Raw genomic sequence first — 24,447 nt, 5'->3', positions numbered from 1 at the left:
ATCATACAATGAGGATTCTCTTTTTTTTATCTTTTTTAATACTGCCTTTAGTGTTATTTGCTCAAGGAAAACCGAATTCGAAATTTGATATACACGATACGCATAAAAGTATCAATGACACCGTTCAAAAAGTAAAACAAAAGGTTGCTACTATAGATCAGTATCAAATTTTCACTTTAGAACATGATACTATTTATGCCGATACGTCGCTCACAATACAAAAGTATTACAAGCACAATTACTTACGAAAAGATAACTTTGGACTGTTAGCTTTTTCTAATATTGGACAAACGTATAATACGCTCGATTATAGTTTGACTAGCTTTGATCCTTATCCTGAATTTGGATTTAAGGCCAAGCATTTTAATTTCTTAGAAGCCAATCAAATTCAGTATTATTCGGCTGCAACGCCATTTACCGAATTATTTTTTAATAGTACAATTGGTAAAGGACAAAATGTCGATTCTTTCATTACTTTAAATACATCTAAGAACCTTAATTTTTCTGCAGCTTATCGTGGTTTACGTTCGGAAGGAAATTATATTAATCAATTGTCAAGCACAGGCAACTTCAGATTTACGACGAGCTATCATACTACTGATAAAAGATACGTTCTTAATTTGCACGTAACCTATCAAGATATCTTAAACAGTGAAAATGGTGGAATTACCACACCAGATGATTTTGAAAGTGGTAATGCCGATTATAAAAACAGACAGCGTTTACAAGTTTTTTTAACAGATGCCCGTTCTTTTTTAAAAGGAAGACGCTTTTTTGTAGATCACGCTTTTAGAATTAACACTAACGATGTCAGTAATAATTTATATGTTACGCATCAGTTCAATTACGAAAATAAAGATTTTGAGTACACGCAACCCACAGTTGCATCGACGGTAGGCACAAGTCAGGCAGTTCGTTTTGGTCAACCTTATATTTTTAGTGATATTAATGATCAAACGCATTACAACAAAATGTATAATAAATTTGGTTTAGCATACGAAAATGTACTTTTAGGAAAGTTTTACTTTTTTGCAGATGATTTTAGAAGCAACTATTATTATAATCGTGTGCTTATTAATATTAATCCAAATACAGGTGTTGAAGATATTATACCAAGTAGTTTAAGTCAGAATATAAATAATGTTGGCGGGCAATATGAATACCAAAAGAATGATTGGAATGGGCGATTTTTATACTCTCGCTCAATAACAGAGCAATCGTTGTCTAATTTGGACGCTCAGTTAAAATACTCTTTTAATGAAAAGATTCAGGTTGAGCTGCAGTATCAAAATATAAATAAATTACCCAACAACAACTATAATTTGTTTCAAAGTAGTTACGTACAATACAATTGGTCCAATAATTTCAAGAACGAAAAAATAAATTCGCTTCACGCTTCAATTATTAATCCGTGGGTTAATTTCTCGGCGACTTATTCGGTTTTAGACGATCATTTGTATTTTGAAGATAGCAGTACAATTCAAGAAAAATCAAATTTCACACAAATCATCGCTCCACAACAATATGAGAATAGTATCAATTATCTCTCGGTAAAAGTAGGTAAAGAATTTAAATTTGGTCGCTTTGCTCTCGATAATACTCTTTTGTATCAAAATGTGAAACAGTCTGATTTGGTCTTGAATGTGCCAGAATTTGTTACTAGAAATACGATTTATTACACCAATTATTTGTTTAAAAAAGCATTGTATTTGCAAACTGGTATTTCATTCAATTACTTTACTAAGTACTACGGTAATAATTACAATCCGTTGATTGGAGAATTCTTTGTTCAAAATGAAAAGGAGATAGGCAATTATGCTAATTTCGACTTTTTTGTAAACGCACGCATTCGTCAAACTCGTTTGTTTTTTAAAGTGGAGCATTTTAATGCAGCTTTCACAGGAAATGAATATTATGCAGCACCAGATAATCCGTATCGTGACCTAACGATTCGCTTTGGTCTGGTTTGGAATTTCTTTCAATAAAATTTATAAGTAGCGTACAACCAAACTCAACACTAATGAATTATTCAAATAACATATTAGGAACTATCGGGAACACCCCTTTGGTTAAATTAAATAAAATAGTAGCAGGAGTAGATGCTTTAGTTTTAGCTAAAATCGAAACTTTTAATCCGGGTAATTCTGTCAAAGATCGAATGGCCGTAAAAATGGTGGAAGATGCAGAAGCCGATGGTCGATTAAAACCTGGTGGAACGATCATAGAAGGAACTTCTGGTAATACCGGAATGGGATTAGCTTTGGTTGCTATTGTTAAAGGATACAAATTAATTTGTGTAATTTCGGATAAGCAATCCAAAGAAAAGATGGATATTCTTCGTGCTGTTGGAGCCAAAGTAGTGGTTTGTCCAACCGATGTAGAGCCAACCGATCCGCGTTCGTATTATTCGGTTTCAAAGCGATTGGCCGAAGAAACTCCAAATTCGTGGTATGTGAATCAGTACGATAATTTGTCTAATTCTTTAGCACATTATGAGCAGACTGGTCCTGAAATTTGGGAACAAACCAATGGAAAAATAACTCATTTTGTTGTTGGAGTGGGAACAGGTGGGACAGTTTCTGGTGTTGCTAAATTTTTAAAAGAAAGAAATCCAAATATTAAAATTTGGGGAATAGATACCTATGGTTCAGTCTTTAAAAAATATCACGAAACGGGTATTTTTGATGAAAATGAAATCTATTCCTATATTACTGAAGGCATCGGTGAAGACATTTTACCTAAAAATGTAAACTTTTCTTTAATTGATGGTTTTACTAAAGTAACCGATAAAGATGCTGCTGTTTATACGCGTAAAATTGCTTTAGAAGAGGGAATTTTTGTCGGTAATTCTGCTGGTGCTGCGATTAAAGGATTGTTGCAATTAAAAGAACATTTTAAACCAGAAGATGTGGTTGTAGTGTTGTTTCATGATTCGGGAAGTCGCTACATAGGTAAAATGTTCAATGATGATTGGATGCGCGAACGTGGTTTTCTTGAAGAAAATATTACCAAAGCCGAAGATGTAATTAAAGATCATTTGGATAAGGAATTGATTGTTGTTCGTACAGAAGAATTGGTTTCGCATGCCATTGAAAGGATGCGTAAGTATAAAATTTCGCAAATTCCCGTGGTTGATATTTCTGGCTTTGTTGGTTCTGTAGATGAAACGGATTTGTTTCAGAGCTATGTAGCTGATAAAGACGTGGCTGATCGACCAATAAAAGAGGTAATGGGAGAACCTTTTCCTATTGTAAAATTAGGAACACCAATCGAATCCGTTTCTAAATTATTTACCAAAGAAAATGCCGCTGTTTTGCTCGATTTAGGAAATGGTAAGCATCATATCATCACAAAGTATGATATTATAGGGGCAATAAAATAGCATACAATTTATGGGTAATTTTGCAGCAATAGATTTTGAAACAGCCACAGCTTATCATCCGTGTTCGGTAGGTATTGTCACTGTCGAAAATGGAATTATTGTGGATGAGTTTGTTACGCTTATTAAGCCACCAAACAATACTTATTCGCCATTTACAATTGCAGTTCATGGTATTCGTCCTCATCAAACAATAAATGCGAAGAGTTTTTTAGAAGTTTTTCCAGAAATACAAAAACGGTTAAAAAATCGTATTGTTGTGGCACACAATGAAAGCTTTGATCGCAATGTTTTAATTAAATCTATGGCGCTCTATGGTTTAGATTATGAGTCTTTAAATATTAACTCGCGGTGGGAATGTACTGTAAAGATTTATCGTGCGAAAGGAATTAAACCAACAAAGTTAAGTGATTGCTGTCGCGAAATGAAAATTGATCTCAATCATCATGAGGCTCTTTCTGATGCTCGTGCTTGTGCGAAGTTATTCTTAAAAAAATAAATATCTAGAAGTAATTATTGTAAGTTTTTTCATTAATTTAGTATTTGTAATAAGCAGAAATTGTTTATTTAAATCTAATCTATGAAAGAAGATTTTTTACATTATTTATGGAGGTATAAAAAGTTTGATGTTTTAAATCTTAAAACTACTATTGGTGAAACTGTTCAAATTATTTCGTCCGGAAGTTACCTCGAGTTAGCGGGCCCAGATTTTTTTAATGCTCAGTTAGTAGTTGGGAATCAAAAATGGGCTGGTAACGTCGAAATTCATATCAAATCGTCTGATTGGTATGTTCACAATCACGAAAAAGATAATGCCTATCAAAATGTAATTTTACACGTGGTGTGGGAGCACGACACAATTATTTTTAGAGAAGATAATTCAGAAATTCCAACTATTGAGTTGCGCGATTTCGTCTCTGCTGAAGTGCTTGTAAATTATAAAAAGTTAGTTCAACCTAAAAGCTGGATTTATTGTGAAAAAGAAATTGCTACGATTGATAATTTCATCTTTAGTAATTGGAAAGAGCGCTTGTTTTTTGAGCGTTTAGAAAGAAAATCTAAATTAATATTTGAGTTATTATCGAGCACCAATAATGATTGGGAAGCTGTTCTTTTTTGTCTTCTAGCTAAAAACTTTGGATTGAATACGAACGGTGAATCCTTTCTTGCCATCGCAAAAGCGTTGCCTTTTTCTATTATTCGAAAAGAAAGCTTTGAAGTTGAAAATCTAGAAGCACTCCTTTTTGGGAAAGGTCAATTGTTGGTCGACGAAAAAGAAGATGTATATTTTAACGATTTAAAATTTCGATACTTCTACATGCTTCATAAATTTCGATTAGAGGAAGGATATGTGCAACCGTTGCAATTTTTTAAACTTCGCCCAGATAATTTTCCAACGATTCGTTTGTCACAATTGGCACATTTGTATCATCACCATCAAAACTTATTCACTAAAGTTATTGACTTAAAATCAAATGTTGATGGCTATGAATTGCTTCAAGTAAGTGTTTCTGATTACTGGCAAACGCATTACACTTTTGATAAAGTAAGTTCGAAAAAAAGCAAGAAACTCTCTAAAGCATTTATTGACTTGCTACTCATTAATACGGTAATTCCGATTCAGTTTGCGTATGCACAATCTAGAAGTGAATCTAATTCTGAACAATTATTACAATTTATGAATCAAATTGTTGCCGAGAAAAACAGTACAATAGATAAATTTACTTTCTTTAAAGTTGCCGTAAACACTGCTTTTGATTCGCAATCGCTATTGCATCTTAAAAAAGAGTACTGTGCTAAAAATAAATGTTTGTCTTGTGCGGTTGGAATGGAGTTATTGAAAGTAAAAAGCGAAATGAAAGTACTTTAAATATTTTGTACTTTTGTAGGCAATTACAAAATAGAGAAAGAAAATGTCTGCAATTTTAAAATTAAAATTTTTTTTCGAAAAATATGGTTTTCATGTATCGTCACGTTTAGCTGATAAGCTAGGAATGCGTGTGACGAGCGTTCGTTTGTTTTTTATTTATATTTCGTTTGTAACAGTAGGTTTGGGTTTTGGAGTATACTTGACCTTGGCGTTCTGGATTCGATTAAAAGATTTAATACGTGCCAAACGTACTTCGGTTTTTGATTTATAAAGAGTTTTACAGGCATAAAAAAACGGATTAAGAATAGCTTCTTAATCCGTTTTTTTTATTATCTCAAAAAAGTTATTTGTCAGGGTTGTTCAATTTACTGTTTTTCTTTCCGTAAACGAAGTAGATAATTACACCTAATGCCATCCAGATTACTAAACGTGCCCAACTCTCGTTAGGAAGCGAATACATTAAACCTACACAAACTAATACGCCTGCAATTGGAACATAAGGAACAAACGGTGTCTTGAACGCTCTTGGGGCATCTGGCATTTTTACGCGCATCACCATCACTCCAATACAAACCAATACAAACGCTAGTAAAGTACCGATGCTCACCATATGGCCCAAATCACTTACCGGTACAAAACCAGCAAATAAACTTACAAAGAATAAAAAGAAAACATTTGTTTTCCAAGGCGTGCGAAAGCGGGGGTGAATATCACTAAAGAATTTTGGCAACAAACCATCTTTACTCATGGTATAAAAAACACGACTTTGTCCCATTAACATTACCAACATTACAGAAGTATAACCGGCGAGAATTGCAACAATTAACCCGGTTTGTAAAAAGTCATATCCTGTTTTAGCAAAAGCTGTTGCTGCTGGTTTAGCGTCACCTGCAAATTCGTAATACGGAACTAAACCGGTCATTACATACGCAAATAATACATACAAAATGGTACATACAACTAATGAACCTAAGATTCCGATAGGCATTCCTTTTTGAGGATTTTTTGCTTCTTGGGCGGCTGTAGAAACTGCATCAAAACCGATGAAAGCAAAAAATACAGTTCCTGCCCCTGCAGCAATACCCGACCAACCAAAATGTCCAAATTCCCCTGTGTTTTCTGGAATATATGGAACATAGTTTTCAGGATTGATATAACTCCATCCTAAAACAATAAAAACAATAACTACTGCTACTTTTAGAATTACCAAAAAGTTGTTTATAGAAGCTGATTCTTTTGATCCGCGAATTAATAATAAGGATAACATAGAAACGATAAGAACAGCTGGGAGATTAATTATGCCTCCTTCTATTACCGTTCCATCACTTAATTTTAAATGTTCCCACGGAGAACAAATTAACTGCGTGGGCAGGTGAATGTCGTATTTGCTAAGTAATTCGAGTAGATACCTGGACCAGCTCACACCAACCGTTGCCGCACCCAATGCATATTCTAAAACTAAATCCCAACCAATTATCCAAGCCATAAATTCTCCCATAGTGGCGTAAGAGTATGTATAGGCACTACCCGCAACTGGAATCATCGAAGCAAATTCTGCGTAACAAAGTCCTGCAAAAGCACAACCTACTGCTGCCAATATAAAAGATAAAGTTACTGCTGGACCAGCGTGATCTGCAGCGGCAATTCCGGTTAGTGAAAATAACCCCGCACCAATAATGGCACCTACACCAAGAGCAACAAGTGATCCTGAAGAAAGAGTCCTTTTTAGGCCATCTTCTGTTTCAGATGATTCGCCAAGCAATACCGAGAGAGGTTTGGTTTTCCAAATAGACATAAAATTGTTGGTTTAAAATTACTAGGCCTCAAATGTATCGTTTTTTCGAAAAAATAAAAACAAATTAAGATATTTAAGTTACAAAATTGACTATGTAAGACTTAATTAAATACGAATAGCTCTCTAACTACTGAGTTTTGTTACGGTTACTTCGTTTTTTTCTGAATAATCCTGCATAGTATTTAGTTTGTATTCAATTTTTTCTTATAAAAAATAAATTTTAGTGTTATTTTTATATTCGAAATCTTATGAACCATGAATTTTCAAATTTTAAACTCTTTTTTCAAATATACCAAAGCACAACAAATAGGGATTTTGCTGCTTTTTACTATAATTGTTGCTTTGCAATTTGTGTTTCACTATTCTGATTTTACAGAAGTTCAATTGGTAACTAAAGAAGAAAAAGAATGGCTGGGCTTGCAGCAGCAACTCGATGTAATTAAAGAAGAGAAATCTGAATCTACATTTAAAAAATGGCCTTACAATCCCAATTTTATTACAGATTACAAAGGGTATAAGCTGGGGATGTCGGTAAAAGAAATTGACAGACTATTCGCTTTTAGGAAACAAAATAAATACGTGAATTCCGTACAGGAATTTCAAGATGTAACGAAAATTTCAGATTCTCTACTCAAAAGCATGGCTCCTTATTTTAAGTTTCCAGATTGGGTTAAAACCAATAAAAGTAGTATCAGTAACTTACCTGCCAAGAAAGAAGCTACTATTAAAACAGTAATTGTAAAAGATATCAACCTGGCAACTGCCGAAGATTTAATTGCAATTTATGGCATAGGTGAAGCATTGTCGCAACGTGTCCTGAGTTACAAACAAACTGTTGGTGGTTTTGTTTCTATGAATCAAATTAATGAGATTTGGGGACTTTCGCCCGAAGTTATTTATATGATTAATAAAAACTTTAAAATTATTTCTAAACCAACAATTTCTAAAATTGCTATAAACGATGCTTCTTTGAAAGAGCTGAGTCAGTTTTATTATTTTAAAAATGGCTTAGCTAAACAAATACTGATCTATCGAAGTATGAACGGAAATTTTAATAATATTGAGGATTTAGCAAAAATTAAAGGTTTTCCTGTTGATAAGGCAAGTATAATTGACTTATATTTGGAGTTCTAAAACAAATAGCAACATGGATTTTAATTATAATGAAACGCAATCGATGATTGCACAGTCAATAAAGGATTTTGCAGCTGTACATATTCAACCATTTATAATGGAGTGGGACGAAGCACAAACATTCCCTGTTCCGTTATTCAAAAGATTAGGAGAAATGGGTTTTATGGGTGTTTTAGTACCGGAAGAATATGGTGGTGCAGGTTTAGGTTATCATGAATATATTACTATTGTTGAAGAAATATCAAAAGTAGATCCTTCTATTGGTCTTTCAGTTGCGGCGCATAATTCGTTATGTACTAATCATATTTTAACTTTTGGAAATGAAGAACAAAAGAAAAGATGGTTGCCAAAATTAGCTACCGCAGAATATATTGGAGCTTGGGGGTTAACCGAGCATAATACAGGATCTGATGCTGGAGGAATGAATACTACAGCAAAAAGAGATGGAGATGATTGGATTGTAAATGGAGCCAAAAACTTTATTACACATGCCATTTCTGGCGATATTGCAGTAGTGATTGTTCGTACAGGAGAAAAGGGAGATTCGAAAGGAATGACTGCCTTTGTATTCGAAAAAGGGATGGCTGGTTTTACTTCGGGTAAAAAAGAAAATAAATTAGGAATGCGTGCTAGTGAAACTGCCGAACTAATTTTTGATACTTGCCGTATTCCCGATGCAAATCGCTTAGGCGAAGTCGGACAAGGATTTATTCAGGCCATGAAAATTTTAGATGGTGGTAGAATATCGATCGGAGCACTTTCTTTAGGAATTGCAAAAGGAGCTTATGAAGCCGCTCTAAAATATTCTAAAGAACGCCATCAATTTGGACAGCCGATAAGTAGCTTTCAAGGTATCTCATTTAAATTGGCCGACATGGCTACCGAAATTGAAGCTTCGGAATTGTTGTTACACAAAGCGGCTTTCTTAAAACAAGAGCACAAGCCAGTTACCACTATGGGAGCTATGGCCAAAATGTTTGCTTCGGAAGTGTGTGTTAAGGTCGCAAATGAAGCCGTACAGATTCACGGAGGTTACGGATATACCAAAGATTATCCGGTAGAAAAATTCTATCGTGATTCTAAATTATGTACTATTGGAGAAGGAACGACCGAAATTCAGAAACTTGTAATTTCACGAAACTTACTAAAAGAGTAAGCTCTTAAGCGACTTTAAAATTTATTTGCACTTTATAAGTCATAAGTGGTATTTAATAGCTACTTTTGCAGCCTTAACGAGAGGAGGTGTCAAAATTATGTTAATTATACCGATTAAAGACGGAGAAAATATCGATAGAGCGCTAAAACGCTACAAAAGAAAATTTGATAAAACAGGAACTGTTCGTCAATTAAGATCACGTACTGCGTTCTTAAAACCATCAGTTGTGAAAAGAGCAAAACTTCAAAAAGCTGCTTACATTCAAAACATGAAAGACAACTTAGAGAATTAATTTTTTTTCTATGTTAAAAATAAATACCGTTAGTGGTCAAAATTTTATAATTTTGATGCTAACGGTTTTTTTATGAAAAAAAATACAGCAGCATTTCAAGATTATTTGCAATTAGAGAAAAAATATTCTTTGCACACCGTAAATGCGTATCTTAAAGATATAGCAGATTTTGAGTTGTTTAATACAGTCAATTTTGAGCAAGATGTAATCGACACTGCAAATTACAGTCAAATTCGATCATGGATTGTTTTTTTGATAGATGCAGGTTTAGAAAACATCTCTGTTAATCGTAAGATGGCATCTCTAAAAGCTTTCTATAAATTTTTATTAAAAACAAAACAATTGGATGTGAGTCCAATGTTAAAGCATAGAGCTTTAAAAGTTTCAAAATCAATTCAAATTCCATTTTCTGAAAATGAATTGCAGTTGGTTTTAAAGGAGTTTCAAAACGCAGTTGGTTTTGAAGAAATTCGAGATAAGTTAATTATTGATTTATTGTATGCTACTGGAATTCGGAGATCCGAATTAATTGGTCTTCGTTTGGATGCTGTAGATTTATATCAAGATAGTTTGAAGGTTTTGGGAAAGAGAAATAAGGAACGAATAGTGCCTTTATTGCCTGTGATAAAAGAACAAATTAAGAGGTATTTGGGCGAGCGTATATTGCTAGAGGTTATTATAGATGAAAGGTATTTTTTTGTTTCTAAAAAGGGCGTAAAATTGAATGAAACTTTTGTCTATCGATTAATTAATTCTTACTTTAGTAGAGTCTCCGAAAAAGTAAAAAAGAGTCCGCACATGCTTCGGCATACATTTGCAACTCATTTGTTAAATAACGGAGCAGATCTAAATTCGGTAAAAGAATTATTAGGACATTCAAGTTTGGCTTCTACCCAAGTATATATGCATAACAGTTTAGCTGAACTTCAAAAAGTATATCAGGAAGCGCATCCTCGAAACAAGAAATAGTTTTTTATGTTTAATCTTAAAATTTTGTATTATGAAGGTAAATGTTCATGCAGTTAACTTTGTTGTTGACGGAAAGCTGTTAGATTTTATTCAGTCACGAATGGATAAATTAGAAAAGTATTATGATAAGGTGGTCTCGGCTGATGTGTATTTGAAGGTCGAGCGAACGAGTGATAAAGAAAACAAGTGTGTTGAGATAAAGGTTAATGTACCAGGAGATGATTTTTTGGTTAAAAAACAATGTAAAAGTTTTGAGGAAGCAGTGGAGCTTTCGGCCGAATCATTGGAGCGTTCGCTTGTGAAAAGGAAAGAAAAAATAAGAACTCATATTTAATGTCAAAATTTTTTTAAAAAAATGTTTTGAATCAAAGATAAAATCTATACATTTGCAGTCCGTTAGAAATAGCGGACTTTTTTATTGATATTGCCAGCGTAGCTCAGTTGGCTAGAGCAGCTGATTTGTAATCAGCAGGTCGTGGGTTCGAGTCCCTCCGCCGGCTCTAAAATTCCAACGCGATTTGGAAGGTTCATGGTTTTATTGATAAAAGAAGGGGAGATACTCAAGCGGCCAACGAGGGCAGACTGTAAATCTGCTGTGTAAACTTCGCAGGTTCGAATCCTGCTCTCCCCACAAAATTGATTGGAGGTTTAGATTTCTAAATTGAAAATCAAATATCCTTAACAAGGATTCTGCCGACTTAGCTCAGGGGTAGAGTGCTTCCTTGGTAAGGAAGAGGTCACGGGTTCAATTCCCGTAGTTGGCTCAAGTAAGTAGGAAATTGAAAATTAATATATAACTAAGATTAAAAATTAAGTAAAATGGCAAAAGAAACCTTTAACCGTTCGAAACCACACTTAAATATTGGTACGATCGGACACGTGGATCACGGTAAAACTACTTTAACAGCAGCAATCACAAAAGTGTTATCTGATGCTGGTTACTGTCAAGCTAGATCATTTGATCAAATTGATAATGCTCCTGAGGAGAAAGAAAGAGGTATTACAATTAATACATCTCACGTTGAGTATGAAACTGCTAATCGTCATTACGCTCACGTTGACTGTCCAGGTCACGCGGATTACGTAAAAAACATGGTTACAGGTGCGGCTCAAATGGATGGTGCTATCTTAGTAGTTGCTGCTACAGATGGTCCAATGCCACAAACTCGTGAGCACATCCTTTTAGGACGTCAGGTTGGTATTCCAAGAATCGTTGTTTTTATGAACAAAGTGGATATGGTAGACGATGCTGAGTTGTTAGAGCTTGTTGAAATGGAAATCAGAGATTTATTATCTTTCTACGAATATGATGGAGATAATGGACCAGTAGTTCAAGGATCTGCTTTAGGTGGATTGAATGGAGATGCTACATGGGTACCAAAAATCATGGAATTAATGGCAGCTGTTGATGCTTGGATCGAAGAGCCAGTGCGTGATATCGCTAAGCCATTCTTGATGCCGGTTGAAGATGTATTTACAATTACAGGACGTGGAACTGTTGCTACAGGTCGTATCGAAACTGGTATTGCTAATACAGGAGATGCTGTTGAGATCATTGGTATGGGAGCTGATAAATTAACTTCTACTATTACAGGAGTTGAGATGTTCCGTAAAATCCTTGATAGAGGTGAAGCTGGAGATAACGTAGGTTTATTGTTAAGAGGTGTTGATAAAGAATCTATAAAAAGAGGAATGGTTATCGTTAAGCCAGGATCAGTAAAACCACACGCTACTTTTAAAGCAGAGGTTTATATCTTGAAAAAAGAAGAAGGTGGACGTCATACTCCATTCCATAATAACTACCGTCCACAGTTTTACGTACGTACAACTGACGTAACAGGAGTTATTACTTTACCAGAAGGAGTAGAGATGGTAATGCCAGGAGATAACTTGACTATTAATGTTGCTTTGTTGAGCCCAATCGCAATGAGCGTAGGTTTACGTTTTGCTATCCGTGAAGGTGGTAGAACAGTAGGTGCAGGTCAGGTAACTGAAATCGTAGGATAATCCTATAAAAATTATAAGGCCAGTTGATTTTCTTAACTGAAATAATACTGGCTTTTACTACGGGCGTAGTTCAAGGGTAGAATAGCGGTCTCCAAAACCGTTGATGGGGGTTCGAATCCCTCCGCCCGTGCAATAAAAAAATTAGATCAAATGGCAAAAGTTGTTAATTACATATCGGAATCATTCGAGGAATTAAAGTCAAATGTGACTTGGCCTACATGGGCAGAAGTGCAAAAATTGACAATTATTGTCGCTGTTTTTTCAGTCTTATTTGCTTTGGCAACATGGGGAGTAGATGAGTTTTTTGCAAGTGTATTGGAGAAATTTGCCATCTGGATAAAAGCTTAATTTTTTTTATGATGACTGAAAATAGTATTAAAAAGTGGTATGTAGTTCGAGCGGTAAGCGGTCAAGAGAATAAAGTGAAAGCTTATATCGAAACTGAGATTGCTAGATTGGGTATGGAGGATTACGTTTCTCAAGTCTTGGTGCCGACAGAAAAAGTGGTTACTGTAAAAGACGGAAAGAAAATAGCGAAGGATAAAGTTTATTTTCCGGGCTATGTAATGATCGAAGCTAATTTAGTGGGTGAAATACCTCATATTATCAAGTCTATAACGAGTGTGATTGGTTTTTTAGGTGAGGTGAAAGGTGGAGAACCTGTGCCGCTTAGAATATCAGAAGTGAATAGAATGTTAGGTAAAGTTGACGAGTTGGCAGTAAATACTGATACGCGAGCAATACCTTTCAACTTAGGGGAAACGGTAAAAGTGGTCGATGGTCCTTTTAATGGTTTTAACGGAACAGTTGAAAAAATAAATGATGAAAAGCGTAAGCTTGAGGTAATGGTTAAAATTTTCGGAAGAAAAACACCATTAGAGTTAAGTTTTATGCAAGTTGAAAAAGTATAATTTTATTGTTACATATAACAACCATTGCAATCGCTTCCAAGAGATTGTAATGTTTAAATTTTTTTAAAAATGGCTAAAGAGATAAGTAAAGTAGTTAAACTACAAGTTAAGGGAGGTGCTGCGAATCCGTCGCCACCGGTTGGACCTGCTCTAGGAGCTGCTGGTGTTAATATCATGGAATTCTGTAAGCAATTTAATGCTAGAACTCAAGATAAACCTGGCAAAGTTTTACCAGTACAAATTACTGTGTACAAAGACAAATCATTTGACTTTGTTGTTAAAACACCTCCGGCGGCAGTACAATTGATGGAAGCTGCAAAGCTAAAATCAGGTTCTGGTGAGCCTAATCGTAAAAAAGTAGCTAGTGTTACTTGGGAACAAATTAGAACTATTTCTGAAGACAAAATGCAAGATTTAAATGCATTTACGATGGAATCTGCTATGAGTATGATTGCTGGAACAGCTAGATCTATGGGTATAACAGTATCAGGAGACGCTCCTTTTTAATTTAAAAAAAGACATGGCAAAATTAACAAAAAAGCAAAAAGAGGCTGCTTCGAAAATTGAAAAGAACAAACTATATTCTCTTAAAGATGCTGCGGCATTATTAAAATTAGTTGCTTCTGCAAAATTTGATGAGTCTGTTGATATCGCAGTTCGTTTGGGTGTAGATCCAAGAAAAGCGAATCAAATGGTTAGAGGAGTGGTAACATTACCTCATGGAACTGGTAAAGACGTTAAAGTATTAGCATTGGTTACTCCAGACAAAGAAGCGGAAGCTAAAGAAGCTGGTGCAGACTATGTAGGTCTTGATGAGTACTTGCAAAAAATTAAAGACGGTTGGACAGATGTTGATGTAATTATCACTATGCCTTCTGTTATGGGTAAATTAGGTCCATTAGGTCGTATTTTAGGACCTAGAGGTTTAATGCCAAACCCTAAAACAGGTACTGTAACTATGGATGTTGCAAAAGCTGTTCAAGAGGTTAAGGCTGGTAAAATTGACTTTAAAGTTGATAAAACTGGTATCGTGCATGCAGGAATTGGGAAAGTTTCTTTTGGAGCTGAGCAAATTTATGATAACGCACACGAAATTATTCAAACATTAATCAAACTTAAACCAACTGCTGCTAAAGGTACCTACATTAAAGGTATTCACCTTACAAGCACTATGAGTCCAGCGATTGCGTTAGACCCAAAAGCAGTATAATTAGTAGTTAAAAATTTTTAGTATGACTAGAGAAGAAAAATCAATCGCGATTGAAGATTTAACTGCACAGTTAGCCGGGGCAAATATTGTTTATGTAGCAGATATTTCTGGACTTAATGCAGAGACTACTTCAAACTTGAGAAGAGCTTGTTTTAAAGCAGGTGTTCAATTAGAGGTGGTAAAAAACACATTGCTTGCAAAAGCGATGGAAGCATCTGATAATGATTATGGAGATTTACCTTCTGTATTGAAAGGGAACACTTCTATCTTAATTGCAGATATTGCTAATGCACCTGGTAAAATTATTAAGGATTTCCGTAAAAAATCGGATAAACCTATTTTAAAAGGAGCTTTTATTAATTCTGAAGTTTATATTGGAGATGATCAATTAGATGCATTAGCAACTATCAAATCTAAAGAAGAACTTCTTGGGGAGCTTATCGGATTGTTACAATCACCAGCTCAAAGAATTATTGCTGCTCTTCAAAATAAATTTGCAGGAGAAGAAGCATCTGAGGAAGTATCAGAATAATACAAACAACATAGTTGCTTGTATTTAAAAAGAACGCACATAAATAAATTATATTTTTACAAATCATTTTAAAACGATAGAAAAAATGGCAGATTTGAAACAATTCGCAGAACAATTGGTTAACCTAACAGTTAAAGAAGTTAACGAATTAGCAACAATATTAAAAGACGAGTACGGAATTGAGCCTGCTGCAGCTGTTGTAGTTGCTGGTGGTGGTGGTAGCGAAGCTGCTGCTGAAGAAGCTCAAACTGAATTTACAGTTGTATTAAAAGAAGCTGGTTCTTCTAAATTAGCAGTTGTTAAATTAGTAAAAGAACTTACAGGTTTAGGTCTTAAAGAAGCTAAAGACATAGTCGATAGTGCTCCAAGCAATATCAAAGAAGGTGTTTCTAAAGAAGAGGCTGATGGTCTTAAAAAATCTTTAGAAGAAGCTGGAGCTGTTGTTGAGCTTAAATAGTAAAACTCAGTTTTAAGAAGTAGGTTTAGGTCTTGAGTTTTATTGCTCAATGACCTAAACCATTTTTCGTATAACAAATGTTTGTCTTATTTCTTTATAAGATACCGTTTGAAATTAGATTCATTTTACCCATTACGAGGAAAAAAAATTAACAGATAATAAGAAAGTAGTTATCTTAAAATTGGTTTTTAAAGATGTAGTGGTTGTAAAAGAAGCGCATAAATACAATCGTATGTATGCAAAAAAATTACTTTTTTAATCAAAATTTTGTCCATTGATGTTAACAAATCAGACTGAAAGATTGAATTTTGCCTCAACGAAAAATATTCCTGCATATCCAGACTTTTTGGATGTACAGGTTAAATCGTTTAAAGATTTTTTCCAATTGGAAACTAAATCTGACGAAAGAGGCGACGAAGGGTTGTACAACACCTTCATGGAAAACTTTCCAATTACAGATACAAGAAACAACTTTGTATTGGAGTTCCTCGATTATTTTGTTGATCCTCCACGTTATACTATTCAAGAATGTATAGAAAGAGGTCTTACGTATAGTGTACCTTTAAAGGCTAGGTTAAAACTATATTGTACAGATCCAGAGCACGAAGATTTTGAAACGATTGTACAAGACGTTTATCTTGGTACAATTCCTTACATGACGCCAAGTGGTACTTTTGTTATCAACGGAGCAGAACGTGTTGTTGTTTCGCAACTACACAGATCACCAGGTGTATTCTTTGGACAATCGTTCCATGCAAATGGTACTAAATTATATTCTGCCAGAGTAATTCCTTTTAAGGGATCTTGGATAGAATTCTCTACAGATATTAATAGCGTAATGTACGCGTATATCGACAGAAAGAAAAAATTACCAGTTACTACTTTATTCCGTGCAATTGGGTTCGAGAGAGACAAGGATATCCTTGAGATTTTTGACTTAGCTGAGGAGATTAAAGTTTCAAAAACAGGTATTAAAAAATATATTGGTAGAAGATTAGCTGCTCGTGTGTTAAATACATGGCATGAAGACTTCGTAGATGAAGATACTGGCGAAGTTGTTTCTATCGAACGTAATGAAATCATCCTTGATCGTGATACTATTATCGATAAAGATAATGTTGAAGAGATAATTGATGCTAACGTTAAATCTATTTTGTTACATAAAGAGGGTAGTAATCAATCTGATTACGGAATTATCCATAATACGTTACAAAAAGACCCGACAAATTCAGAAAAAGAAGCTGTTGAGCATATTTACAGACAACTGCGTAACGCAGAACCGCCTGATGAGGAAACTGCTCGCGGTATTATTGATAAATTGTTCTTCTCAGATCAACGTTACAACTTAGGTGAAGTTGGTCGTTACAGAATGAACAAAAAACTTGGTCTAGATATCCCAATGGAAAAGCAAGTGCTTACCAAAGAAGATATTATTACTATTGTGAAGTATTTGATTGAATTGATCAACTCTAAAGCAGAGATTGATGATATTGATCACTTATCAAACCGTCGTGTTAGAACAGTTGGAGAACAATTGTCACAACAATTTGGTGTTGGTTTAGCACGTATGGCTAGAACTATTCGCGAGAGAATGAACGTTAGAGATAACGAGGTGTTTACACCAATTGACTTGATTAATGCTAAAACATTATCATCAGTTATCAACTCTTTCTTTGGTACAAACCAGTTGTCTCAATTTATGGATCAAACGAATCCATTAGCTGAGATCACGCACAAAAGAAGATTGTCTGCACTAGGACCTGGAGGTCTTTCGAGAGAGAGAGCTGGTTTCGAAGTACGTGACGTTCACTATACACACTACGGACGTTTATGTCCTATTGAAACTCCAGAGGGACCAAACATTGGTTTGATTTCATCTCTTGGAGTATATGCTAAAGTAAATGGAATGGGATTCATTGAAACACCGTACCGTAAGGTAACTAATGGTGTTGTGGATTTGGTATCTACTCCTGTTTATTTAAGTGCAGAAGAAGAAGAAGGAATGTTGATTGCTCAGGCAAACATCGAAATGGAAGATTCTGGTAAAATTATTGCTGAAAATGTAATTGCCAGAGAAGAGGGAGATTTTCCTGTGGTTGAGCCATCACGAGTAGATTATACGGATGTTGCGCCTAACCAAATTGCTTCTATTTCAGCTTCTTTGATCCCTTTCTTAGAGCATGATGATGCGAATAGAGCCTTGATGGGATCTAACATGATGCGTCAGGCAGTACCTTTAATTCGTCCAGAAGCTCCAATTGTTGGAACTGGATTAGAACGTCAAGTTGCTTCTGACTCTAGAGTATTGATCAACGCTGAAGGAGAAGGTACGGTAGAATATGTTGATGCTAATATCATCACCATTAAATACGATCGTACGGACGAAGAAAGAATGGTTAGTTTTGAGAATGATGATAAAACGTATAATTTAATCAAATTCAGAAAAACGAATCAAGGTACAAGTATTAACTTGAAACCAATTGTTAGAAAAGGCGATAGAGTTACTTTAGGTCAAGTATTGTCGGAAGGATATGCTACTCAGAACGGAGAATTGGCTTTAGGTCGTAACCTCAAAGTGGCGTTTATGCCATGGAAAGGATACAACTTTGAGGATGCAATTGTAATTTCAGAGAAAGTAGTTCGTGATGATATATTTACTTCTATTCACGTAGATGATTATTCGTTAGAGGTTAGAGATACGAAATTAGGTAACGAAGAGTTGACTAATGATATTCCTAACGTTTCTGAAGAAGCGACTAAAGATTTAGATGAAAATGGTATGATTAGAATTGGAGCCGAGGTTAAACCTGGTGACATTTTGATCGGAAAAATTACACCAAAAGGGGAATCAGATCCTACTCCTGAAGAGAAATTGCTTCGTGCAATCTTCGGTGATAAAGCAGGTGATGTAAAAGATGCGTCGTTAAAAGCATCTCCATCTTTACATGGTGTAGTTCTTGATAAAAAATTATTTGCAAGAGCCGTAAAAGATAAACGCAAACGTACCCAAGATAAAGATGCTTTAGGCGCTTTAGAAATGGAATTTGAAACCAAATTTGTTGAATTAAAAGACAGATTAGTAGAAAAATTATTCGTGATCGTCAACGGAAAAACGTCTCAAGGTGTAATGAATGATTTGGGTGAAGAAGTATTGCCAAAAGGTAAAAAATACACTCAAAAAATGCTTTATGCTGTTGAAGATTTTGCTCACTTAAGCAAAGGACAATGGGTTGCTGATGATGCTACAAATAAAATGGTTAATGAATTAATTCATAACTATAAAATTAAGCTGAACGACCTACAAGGTTCTTTACGTAGAGAGAAATTTACAATTACGGTTGGAGACGAACTACCAGCAGGTATTTTGAAATTAGCAAAAATTTATATTGCTAAGAAACGTAAATTGAAAGTTGGGGATAAAATGGCAGGACGTCACGGTAACAAAGGTATTGTTGCTCGCATTGTTCGTCATGAAGATATGCCTTTCTTAGAAGATGGAACACCAGTTGATATCGTATTGAATCCACTTGGAGTACCTTCTCGTATGAACATCGGACAAATTTATGAGACTGTTTTAGGATGGGCTGGACAAAAATTAGATAGAAAATTTGCTACTCCAATTTTTGATGGTGCTTCTCTAGATCAAATTAATGAGTTTACCGATGAAGCTGGAATTCCAAGATTCGGTCATACGTATTTGTATGATGGAGGAACTGGAGAACGTTTCCACCAAAGAGCAACCGTTGGAGTTATTTATATGTTGAAATTAGGACATATGGTTGACGACAAAATGCACGCTCGTTCTATCGGACCATACTCGTTGATTACACAACAACCACTTGGAGGTAAAGCTCAATTTGGAGGTCAGCGTTTTGGAGAGATGGAAGTTTGGGCACTTGAAGCTTATGGAGCATCAAGTACGCTAAGAGAAATTTTAACAGTTAAATCTGATGATGTTATTGGTAGAGCTAAAACTTACGAAGCTATCGTAAAAGGAGAAGCAATGCCAGAACCAGGACTGCCAGAATCATTTAATGTATTAATGCATGAATTGAAAGGTCTTGGTTTAGATATTCGTTTAGAAGAATAAATTTATAGTATTCAGTGTTCCGTTTTTTAGTTTTCAGTTGGTAACTGTTTACTAATTACTGAACACTGAACACTTTTTTTAATTAGTTTTCAGGATTTATACCCGTCAACCGTTCCGATTTTTTATAAATACGTTTATAATTAGCGCTTCACATTTAATTATGAAGTTTAGAGAAGTAATCCGAGGTAGAAGTAAAAGTCTTAGAGTCGCAAGTCATAATTGTTTAAAGTCTAAATAGGCTTTTGATGTTTAACTTTCGATGTTCAACTTTTTTTCACAATCAATTTTTAATTGCAAATAAATCAATAGTAAAAACTATGATGAATAATAGAAATAATAACAACAACAATAAAGATAAGAATCCTGTTAAAAGATTCAGTAAAATATCTATTGGATTATCTTCACCTGAGGCGATTTTAAAAGAGTCTAGAGGAGAAGTTTTAAAGCCAGAAACAATCAACTACAGAACGCACAAACCGGAACGCGATGGTCTTTTTTGCGAAAGAATCTTCGGACCTGTTAAGGATTTTGAGTGTGCTTGTGGTAAATATAAAAGAATTCGTTACAAAGGGATCATTTGCGACCGTTGTGGTGTTGAAGTTACAGAGAAAAAAGTACGTAGAGACAGAGTAGGACACATCAATTTGGTAGTGCCTATTGCTCATATCTGGTATTTCCGTTCTCTTCCAAATAAAATTGGATATATCCTTGGATTACCATCTAAGAAATTAGATATGATCATTTACTACGAAAGATACGTAGTAATTCAAGCAGGAATTGCTAAAAATGCAGAAGGTGAATCAGTAAAAAGATTAGATTTCCTTACGGAAGAAGAGTATTTAAATATTTTAGATACACTTCCGCAAGACAATCAATATTTAGATGATATGGATCCTAATAAATTTGTTGCCAAAATGGGAGCAGAATGTATTATGGATTTATTAGCACGTATTGACTTAGACGAATTGTCATATCAGTTGAGACATAATGCTAATAACGAAACATCTAAACAACGTAAAACAGAAGCGTTAAAACGTTTAAATGTTGTAGAATCTTTCCGTGAGTCTAACTTAAACCGTGAAAACCGTCCAGAATGGATGATTATGAAAGTGGTTCCAGTTATTCCACCAGAATTACGTCCGTTAGTTCCACTTGATGGAGGTCGTTTTGCAACTTCAGATTTAAATGATCTATACCGTCGTGTAATTATACGTAACAACCGTCTAAAAAGATTAATGGAGATTAAAGCTCCAGAAGTGATCTTGAGAAACGAAAAACGTATGTTGCAAGAATCAGTAGATTCATTATTTGACAACACACGTAAAGCGTCTGCTGTTAAAACAGAATCAAACAGACCATTAAAATCATTATCAGATTCCCTTAAAGGTAAGCAAGGACGTTTCCGTCAAAACTTACTTGGAAAACGTGTGGATTATTCTGCTCGTTCTGTAATTGTTGTTGGACCAGAATTAAAATTATTTGAATGTGGTCTTCCTAAAGATATGGCTGCCGAACTGTACAAGCCTTTCGTTATTCGTAAATTAATCGAAAGAGGTATTGTTAAGACAGTTAAATCGGCTAAGAAAATCATAGATAAAAAAGAGCCTGTAGTTTGGGATATTCTTGAAAATGTAATTAAAGGACACCCAGTATTACTGAACCGTGCACCTACTTTGCACAGATTGGGTATTCAAGCTTTCCAACCAAAATTAATTGAAGGAAAAGCGATTCAATTACACCCATTAGTATGTACGGCGTTTAACGCGGATTTTGATGGGGATCAAATGGCAGTTCACTTGCCATTAGGACCAGAAGCTATTTTGGAGTCACAATTGTTAATGTTGGCTTCTCATAACATCTTGAACCCTGCAAATGGTGCTCCAATTACAGTACCATCTCAGGATATGGTCTTGGGTCTTTATTATATGACCAAAGAACGTTTGACTACACCAGAACACCCGATTTTAGGAGAGGGTTTGACTTTCTATTCTGCTGAAGAAGTAAATATTGCTTTGAACGAAGGAAAATTAGAATTGAATGCTCGCGTTAGAATTAGAGCTAAAGATTATAATGACGAAGGAGATTTAGTTTATAAAATTATTCAAACAACTGCAGGACGTGTATTATTTAATGAAGTAGTACCAGAAGCAGCTGGATATATCAATGATGTATTAACTAAGAAAAACTTAAGAGATATTATTGGGCACGTTTTAAGCGTTACTGATGTACCTACAACAGCTGGTTTCCTGGATAATATGAAAGATATGGGGTATAAATTCGCCTTCCGAGGTGGATTATCATTCTCATTAGGGGATATTAGAATTCCAGATCAAAAACCGAAATTAATTGCAGATGCTAGAGAGCAAGTTGAAGGTATCTCTGCAAACTACAACATGGGTCTTATTACCAATAACGAACGTTACAACCAAGTTATTGATGTATGGACTTCTGCGAATGCACAGTTAACCGAGTTAGCAATGAAAAATATTAGAGAAGACCAACAAGGTTTCAACTCTGTATACATGATGCTTGACTCTGGTGCAAGGGGATCTAAAGAACAAATTCGTCAGTTAACTGGTATGCGTGGTTTGATGGCTAAGCCTAAAAAATCGACTGCTGGTGGTGGTGAAATTATTGAAAACCCGATTCTTTCTAACTTTAAGGAAGGTCTTTCAATTTTAGAGTACTTTATTTCTACTCACGGTGCTCGTAAAGGTCTTGCAGATACGGCGCTTAAAACTGCCGATGCGGGTTACTTAACTAGAAGGTTACATGACGTTTCTCAAGATGTTATTGTAAACATCGAAGATTGTGGTACATTACGTGGTGTTGAAGTTTCTGCATTGAAGAAAAATGAGGAAATTGTTGAAAGTTTAGGTGAGCGTATTTTAGGACGTGTTGCTTTGCAAGATGTTATTAATCCGCTTACAAATGAGGTTATTGTAACGTCTGGTACGCAAATTACTGAAGCACTTGTAAAAGCGATTGATGCGTCTCCAATCGAAAGATTAGAAGTTCGTTCTCCGTTAACATGTGAAGCTCTAAAAGGTATTTGTGCGAAATGTTACGGTAGAAACTTAGCTACTGGAAAAATGACACAAAGAGGTGAAGCAGTTGGTGTAATTGCAGCACAATCAATTGGAGAGCCAGGTACACAATTAACACTTCGTACATTCCACGTTGGAGGGGTTGCTGGAGGTATTTCTGAAGAGTCTAGCATTGTTACTAAATTTAAAGGTCGTTTAGAAATCGAAGATTTAAAAACGGTTAAAGGTGAAAATAATGAAGGTGTTGAAGTTGATATTGTTGTTTCTCGTTCTACTGAATTAAAATTAGTTGATGAGAAAACAGGTATTCTTTTAAATACACATAATATTCCTTACGGTTCAAGTATTTTTGTAAAAGACGGTCAGTCAGTTGCAAAAGGAGATGTGATCTGTAAATGGGATCCATATAATGGAGTTATTGTTTCTGAGTTTACTGGTAAGATTGCTTACGAAGAGTTAGAGCAAGGTCAATCGTTCATGGTTGAAATTGATGAGCAAACTGGTTTCCAAGAAAAAGTAATTTCTGAGTCAAGAGCGAAGAAATTAATTCCAACTTTATTGGTTTACGGTAAAGACGGAGAGTTAATTCGTTCTTACAACTTACCGGTTGGAGCTCACTTAATGGTTGATGATGGAGAGAAAATTAAAGCAGGTAAAGTATTGGTTAAAATTCCACGTCGTTCTTCTAAATCAGGAGATATTACAGGAGGTTTACCAAGAATTACAGAATTGCTTGAAGCTCGTAACCCATCTAATCCGGCTGTGGTTTCTGAAATTGACGGTGTTGTTTCATTCGGTAAAATCAAACGTGGTAACAGAGAGATTGTTATTGAGTCTAAATTTGGAGAGATTAAAAAGTATCTAGTTAAACTTTCTAGTCAAATTTTAGTTCAAGAAAATGACTTTGTTAGAGCGGGAGTTCCTTTATCTGATGGAGCTATTACTCCAGAAGACATTTTAAGAATTCAAGGTCCAGCTGCTGTTCAACAGTACTTGGTTAATGAAATTCAAGAAGTGTACCGTTTGCAAGGGGTAAAAATTAACGACAAGCACTTTGAGGTAGTTATTCGTCAAATGATGCGTAAAGTAAGAGTTCAGGATCCAGGTGATACTTTGTTCTTAGAAGATCAATTGATACATACAAAAGATTTCATCGTTAGAAATGATGCATTGTATGGTATGAAAGTAGTAGAAGATGCTGGAGATTCTTCAGTGTTGAAACCAGGTCAAATTGTATCTCCTCGTGAATTGCGTGATGAAAACTCACTTTTGAAACGTACAGATAAAAACCTAGTAGTTGCAAGAGAGGTAGTTACCGCAACTGCAACACCAGTTTTACAAGGTATTACAAGAGCATCTCTTCAAACTAAATCATTTATTTCTGCTGCTTCTTTCCAAGAAACAACAAAAGTACTAAATGAAGCTGCTGTTGCAGGTAAGATTGATTACTTAGAAGGATTGAAAGAAAATGTTATCGTTGGACACAGAATTCCTGCAGGAACAGGTATGAGAGAATACGATAATATTATTGTAGGATCGAAAGATGATTACAACGAAATGATGGCTAATAAAGAAGAATATATTTACTAATTAGGAAA

The 24,447-nt window shown here is 35.0% G+C and carries 20 protein-coding genes and 4 tRNA genes; 23 read left to right on the top strand and 1 reads right to left on the bottom strand.

Going from position 1 to position 24,447, the window contains the following annotated elements; all coding sequences use genetic code 11:
- Positions 1 to 8: 8 nt before the first annotated feature.
- The 5 genes from ACRASX_RS01570 (at position 9) to ACRASX_RS01550 (ending at position 5,520) form a co-directional block, all read left to right on the top strand.
- Positions 9 to 1,985 carry a putative porin gene (locus tag ACRASX_RS01570; protein WP_432222190.1) on the top strand — a complete coding sequence of 659 codons (1,977 nt, stop codon included), beginning with the start codon at positions 9 to 11 and terminating at the stop codon, positions 1,983 to 1,985.
- A gap of 35 nt (positions 1,986 to 2,020) precedes the next feature.
- Positions 2,021 to 3,382 carry a pyridoxal-phosphate dependent enzyme gene (locus ACRASX_RS01565; RefSeq protein WP_432222189.1) on the top strand — a complete coding sequence of 454 codons (1,362 nt, stop codon included), beginning with the start codon at positions 2,021 to 2,023 and terminating at the stop codon, positions 3,380 to 3,382.
- Between the two features lie 10 nt (positions 3,383 to 3,392).
- Complete coding sequence (locus ACRASX_RS01560) at positions 3,393 to 3,878, top strand: 3'-5' exonuclease (RefSeq protein WP_432222188.1); 486 nt, start codon at positions 3,393 to 3,395, stop codon at positions 3,876 to 3,878.
- Between the two features lie 81 nt (positions 3,879 to 3,959).
- Entirely contained in the window at positions 3,960 to 5,249 is a 1,290-nt protein-coding gene (locus ACRASX_RS01555) for a DUF2851 family protein (RefSeq protein ID WP_432222187.1), read from the top strand.
- Between the two features lie 43 nt (positions 5,250 to 5,292).
- The gene (locus ACRASX_RS01550) at positions 5,293 to 5,520 is read left to right on the top strand and encodes a PspC family transcriptional regulator (RefSeq protein ID WP_066310221.1); all 228 of its coding nucleotides are present in this window, start codon (positions 5,293 to 5,295) and stop codon (positions 5,518 to 5,520) included.
- 72 nt (positions 5,521 to 5,592) lie between these two features.
- Here ACRASX_RS01550 and ACRASX_RS01545 read toward each other — a convergent pair whose 3' ends face one another.
- Positions 5,593 to 7,044, bottom strand: coding sequence for an amino acid permease (locus tag ACRASX_RS01545; RefSeq protein WP_066310219.1), 1,452 nt, complete (start codon positions 7,042 to 7,044; stop codon positions 5,593 to 5,595).
- A gap of 255 nt (positions 7,045 to 7,299) precedes the next feature.
- Between ACRASX_RS01545 and ACRASX_RS01540 the strand changes: the two genes are divergently transcribed.
- The 18 genes from ACRASX_RS01540 (at position 7,300) to rpoC (ending at position 24,439) form a co-directional block, all read left to right on the top strand.
- Positions 7,300 to 8,178 (top strand): ComEA family DNA-binding protein, encoded by an 879-nt coding sequence (locus ACRASX_RS01540; protein ID WP_432222186.1) that lies wholly within the window; start codon positions 7,300 to 7,302, stop codon positions 8,176 to 8,178.
- A 13-nt stretch (positions 8,179 to 8,191) separates the two neighbouring features.
- The gene (locus tag ACRASX_RS01535; RefSeq protein WP_432222185.1) at positions 8,192 to 9,334 is read left to right on the top strand and encodes an acyl-CoA dehydrogenase family protein; all 1,143 of its coding nucleotides are present in this window, start codon (positions 8,192 to 8,194) and stop codon (positions 9,332 to 9,334) included.
- Positions 9,335 to 9,431: 97 nt separating this feature from the next.
- Positions 9,432 to 9,626 carry a 30S ribosomal protein S21 gene (gene rpsU / locus ACRASX_RS01530; protein ID WP_066310215.1) on the top strand — a complete coding sequence of 65 codons (195 nt, stop codon included), beginning with the start codon at positions 9,432 to 9,434 and terminating at the stop codon, positions 9,624 to 9,626.
- Between the two features lie 72 nt (positions 9,627 to 9,698).
- Positions 9,699 to 10,595 (top strand): tyrosine-type recombinase/integrase, encoded by an 897-nt coding sequence (locus tag ACRASX_RS01525; protein ID WP_432222184.1) that lies wholly within the window; start codon positions 9,699 to 9,701, stop codon positions 10,593 to 10,595.
- A 31-nt stretch (positions 10,596 to 10,626) separates the two neighbouring features.
- Complete coding sequence (hpf, locus tag ACRASX_RS01520; protein ID WP_066310208.1) at positions 10,627 to 10,929, top strand: ribosome hibernation-promoting factor, HPF/YfiA family; 303 nt, start codon at positions 10,627 to 10,629, stop codon at positions 10,927 to 10,929.
- A gap of 92 nt (positions 10,930 to 11,021) precedes the next feature.
- Positions 11,022 to 11,095, top strand: a tRNA-Thr gene (locus tag ACRASX_RS01515).
- A 50-nt stretch (positions 11,096 to 11,145) separates the two neighbouring features.
- A tRNA-Tyr gene (locus tag ACRASX_RS01510) sits at positions 11,146 to 11,226 on the top strand.
- Positions 11,227 to 11,287: 61 nt separating this feature from the next.
- Positions 11,288 to 11,359: transfer RNA gene (locus ACRASX_RS01505), tRNA-Thr, on the top strand.
- A 55-nt stretch (positions 11,360 to 11,414) separates the two neighbouring features.
- Positions 11,415 to 12,602 carry an elongation factor Tu gene (gene tuf, locus ACRASX_RS01500; protein WP_066310205.1) on the top strand — a complete coding sequence of 396 codons (1,188 nt, stop codon included), beginning with the start codon at positions 11,415 to 11,417 and terminating at the stop codon, positions 12,600 to 12,602.
- 59 nt (positions 12,603 to 12,661) lie between these two features.
- Positions 12,662 to 12,732: transfer RNA gene (locus ACRASX_RS01495), tRNA-Trp, on the top strand.
- A gap of 20 nt (positions 12,733 to 12,752) precedes the next feature.
- Complete coding sequence (gene secE, locus ACRASX_RS01490; protein WP_066310177.1) at positions 12,753 to 12,950, top strand: preprotein translocase subunit SecE; 198 nt, start codon at positions 12,753 to 12,755, stop codon at positions 12,948 to 12,950.
- Between the two features lie 11 nt (positions 12,951 to 12,961).
- A complete protein-coding gene (gene nusG, locus ACRASX_RS01485; RefSeq protein WP_066310174.1) occupies positions 12,962 to 13,513 on the top strand; it encodes a transcription termination/antitermination protein NusG in 552 nt (183 codons plus the stop codon).
- Between the two features lie 69 nt (positions 13,514 to 13,582).
- A complete protein-coding gene (rplK, locus tag ACRASX_RS01480) occupies positions 13,583 to 14,020 on the top strand; it encodes a 50S ribosomal protein L11 (RefSeq protein WP_066310171.1) in 438 nt (145 codons plus the stop codon).
- 13 nt (positions 14,021 to 14,033) lie between these two features.
- Positions 14,034 to 14,723: a 50S ribosomal protein L1 gene (gene rplA / locus ACRASX_RS01475; RefSeq protein ID WP_066310169.1), complete on the top strand. Its 690-nt coding sequence runs from the start codon at positions 14,034 to 14,036 to the stop codon at positions 14,721 to 14,723.
- 22 nt (positions 14,724 to 14,745) lie between these two features.
- The gene (gene rplJ / locus ACRASX_RS01470) at positions 14,746 to 15,255 is read left to right on the top strand and encodes a 50S ribosomal protein L10 (protein ID WP_066310167.1); all 510 of its coding nucleotides are present in this window, start codon (positions 14,746 to 14,748) and stop codon (positions 15,253 to 15,255) included.
- 85 nt (positions 15,256 to 15,340) lie between these two features.
- Positions 15,341 to 15,712, top strand: coding sequence for a 50S ribosomal protein L7/L12 (gene rplL, locus ACRASX_RS01465; RefSeq protein ID WP_066310164.1), 372 nt, complete (start codon positions 15,341 to 15,343; stop codon positions 15,710 to 15,712).
- Between the two features lie 277 nt (positions 15,713 to 15,989).
- Positions 15,990 to 19,802 carry a DNA-directed RNA polymerase subunit beta gene (rpoB, locus tag ACRASX_RS01460; protein ID WP_066310161.1) on the top strand — a complete coding sequence of 1,271 codons (3,813 nt, stop codon included), beginning with the start codon at positions 15,990 to 15,992 and terminating at the stop codon, positions 19,800 to 19,802.
- 317 nt (positions 19,803 to 20,119) lie between these two features.
- Positions 20,120 to 24,439: a DNA-directed RNA polymerase subunit beta' gene (gene rpoC, locus ACRASX_RS01455; protein ID WP_066311122.1), complete on the top strand. Its 4,320-nt coding sequence runs from the start codon at positions 20,120 to 20,122 to the stop codon at positions 24,437 to 24,439.
- The last annotated feature ends 8 nt before the right edge of the window (positions 24,440 to 24,447 follow it).

Origin of the sequence: Flavobacterium sp. TMP13 (genome assembly GCF_050847115.1) — a bacterium.
GTDB lineage: Bacteria > Bacteroidota > Bacteroidia > Flavobacteriales > Flavobacteriaceae > Flavobacterium.
The sequence above is the reverse complement of the archived record's forward strand: the minus strand, read 5'-3'. Positions and strand labels throughout refer to the sequence as shown.

What these genes read in the sequence shown, in the direction of transcription:
- ACRASX_RS01560 (WP_432222188.1), top strand. Translation starts at nt 3,393, where the DNA reads ATGGGTAATTTTGCAGCAATAGATTTTGAAACAGCCACAGCTTATCAT.
- ACRASX_RS01540 (WP_432222186.1), top strand. Translation starts at nt 7,300, where the DNA reads ATGAATTTTCAAATTTTAAACTCTTTTTTCAAATATACCAAAGCACAA.
- ACRASX_RS01565 (WP_432222189.1), top strand. Translation starts at nt 2,021, where the DNA reads ATGAATTATTCAAATAACATATTAGGAACTATCGGGAACACCCCTTTG.
- ACRASX_RS01570 (WP_432222190.1), top strand. Translation starts at nt 9, where the DNA reads ATGAGGATTCTCTTTTTTTTATCTTTTTTAATACTGCCTTTAGTGTTA.
- rpsU (WP_066310215.1), top strand. Translation starts at nt 9,432, where the DNA reads ATGTTAATTATACCGATTAAAGACGGAGAAAATATCGATAGAGCGCTA.
- ACRASX_RS01545 (WP_066310219.1), bottom strand. Translation starts at nt 7,044, where the DNA reads ATGTCTATTTGGAAAACCAAACCTCTCTCGGTATTGCTTGGCGAATCA.
- rplL (WP_066310164.1), top strand. Translation starts at nt 15,341, where the DNA reads ATGGCAGATTTGAAACAATTCGCAGAACAATTGGTTAACCTAACAGTT.
- ACRASX_RS01550 (WP_066310221.1), top strand. Translation starts at nt 5,293, where the DNA reads ATGTCTGCAATTTTAAAATTAAAATTTTTTTTCGAAAAATATGGTTTT.
- hpf (WP_066310208.1), top strand. Translation starts at nt 10,627, where the DNA reads ATGAAGGTAAATGTTCATGCAGTTAACTTTGTTGTTGACGGAAAGCTG.
- rpoB (WP_066310161.1), top strand. Translation starts at nt 15,990, where the DNA reads ATGTTAACAAATCAGACTGAAAGATTGAATTTTGCCTCAACGAAAAAT.
- nusG (WP_066310174.1), top strand. Translation starts at nt 12,962, where the DNA reads ATGACTGAAAATAGTATTAAAAAGTGGTATGTAGTTCGAGCGGTAAGC.
- rpoC (WP_066311122.1), top strand. Translation starts at nt 20,120, where the DNA reads ATGATGAATAATAGAAATAATAACAACAACAATAAAGATAAGAATCCT.
- ACRASX_RS01535 (WP_432222185.1), top strand. Translation starts at nt 8,192, where the DNA reads ATGGATTTTAATTATAATGAAACGCAATCGATGATTGCACAGTCAATA.
- rplK (WP_066310171.1), top strand. Translation starts at nt 13,583, where the DNA reads ATGGCTAAAGAGATAAGTAAAGTAGTTAAACTACAAGTTAAGGGAGGT.
- rplJ (WP_066310167.1), top strand. Translation starts at nt 14,746, where the DNA reads ATGACTAGAGAAGAAAAATCAATCGCGATTGAAGATTTAACTGCACAG.
- tuf (WP_066310205.1), top strand. Translation starts at nt 11,415, where the DNA reads ATGGCAAAAGAAACCTTTAACCGTTCGAAACCACACTTAAATATTGGT.
- ACRASX_RS01525 (WP_432222184.1), top strand. Translation starts at nt 9,699, where the DNA reads ATGAAAAAAAATACAGCAGCATTTCAAGATTATTTGCAATTAGAGAAA.
- rplA (WP_066310169.1), top strand. Translation starts at nt 14,034, where the DNA reads ATGGCAAAATTAACAAAAAAGCAAAAAGAGGCTGCTTCGAAAATTGAA.
- secE (WP_066310177.1), top strand. Translation starts at nt 12,753, where the DNA reads ATGGCAAAAGTTGTTAATTACATATCGGAATCATTCGAGGAATTAAAG.
- ACRASX_RS01555 (WP_432222187.1), top strand. Translation starts at nt 3,960, where the DNA reads ATGAAAGAAGATTTTTTACATTATTTATGGAGGTATAAAAAGTTTGAT.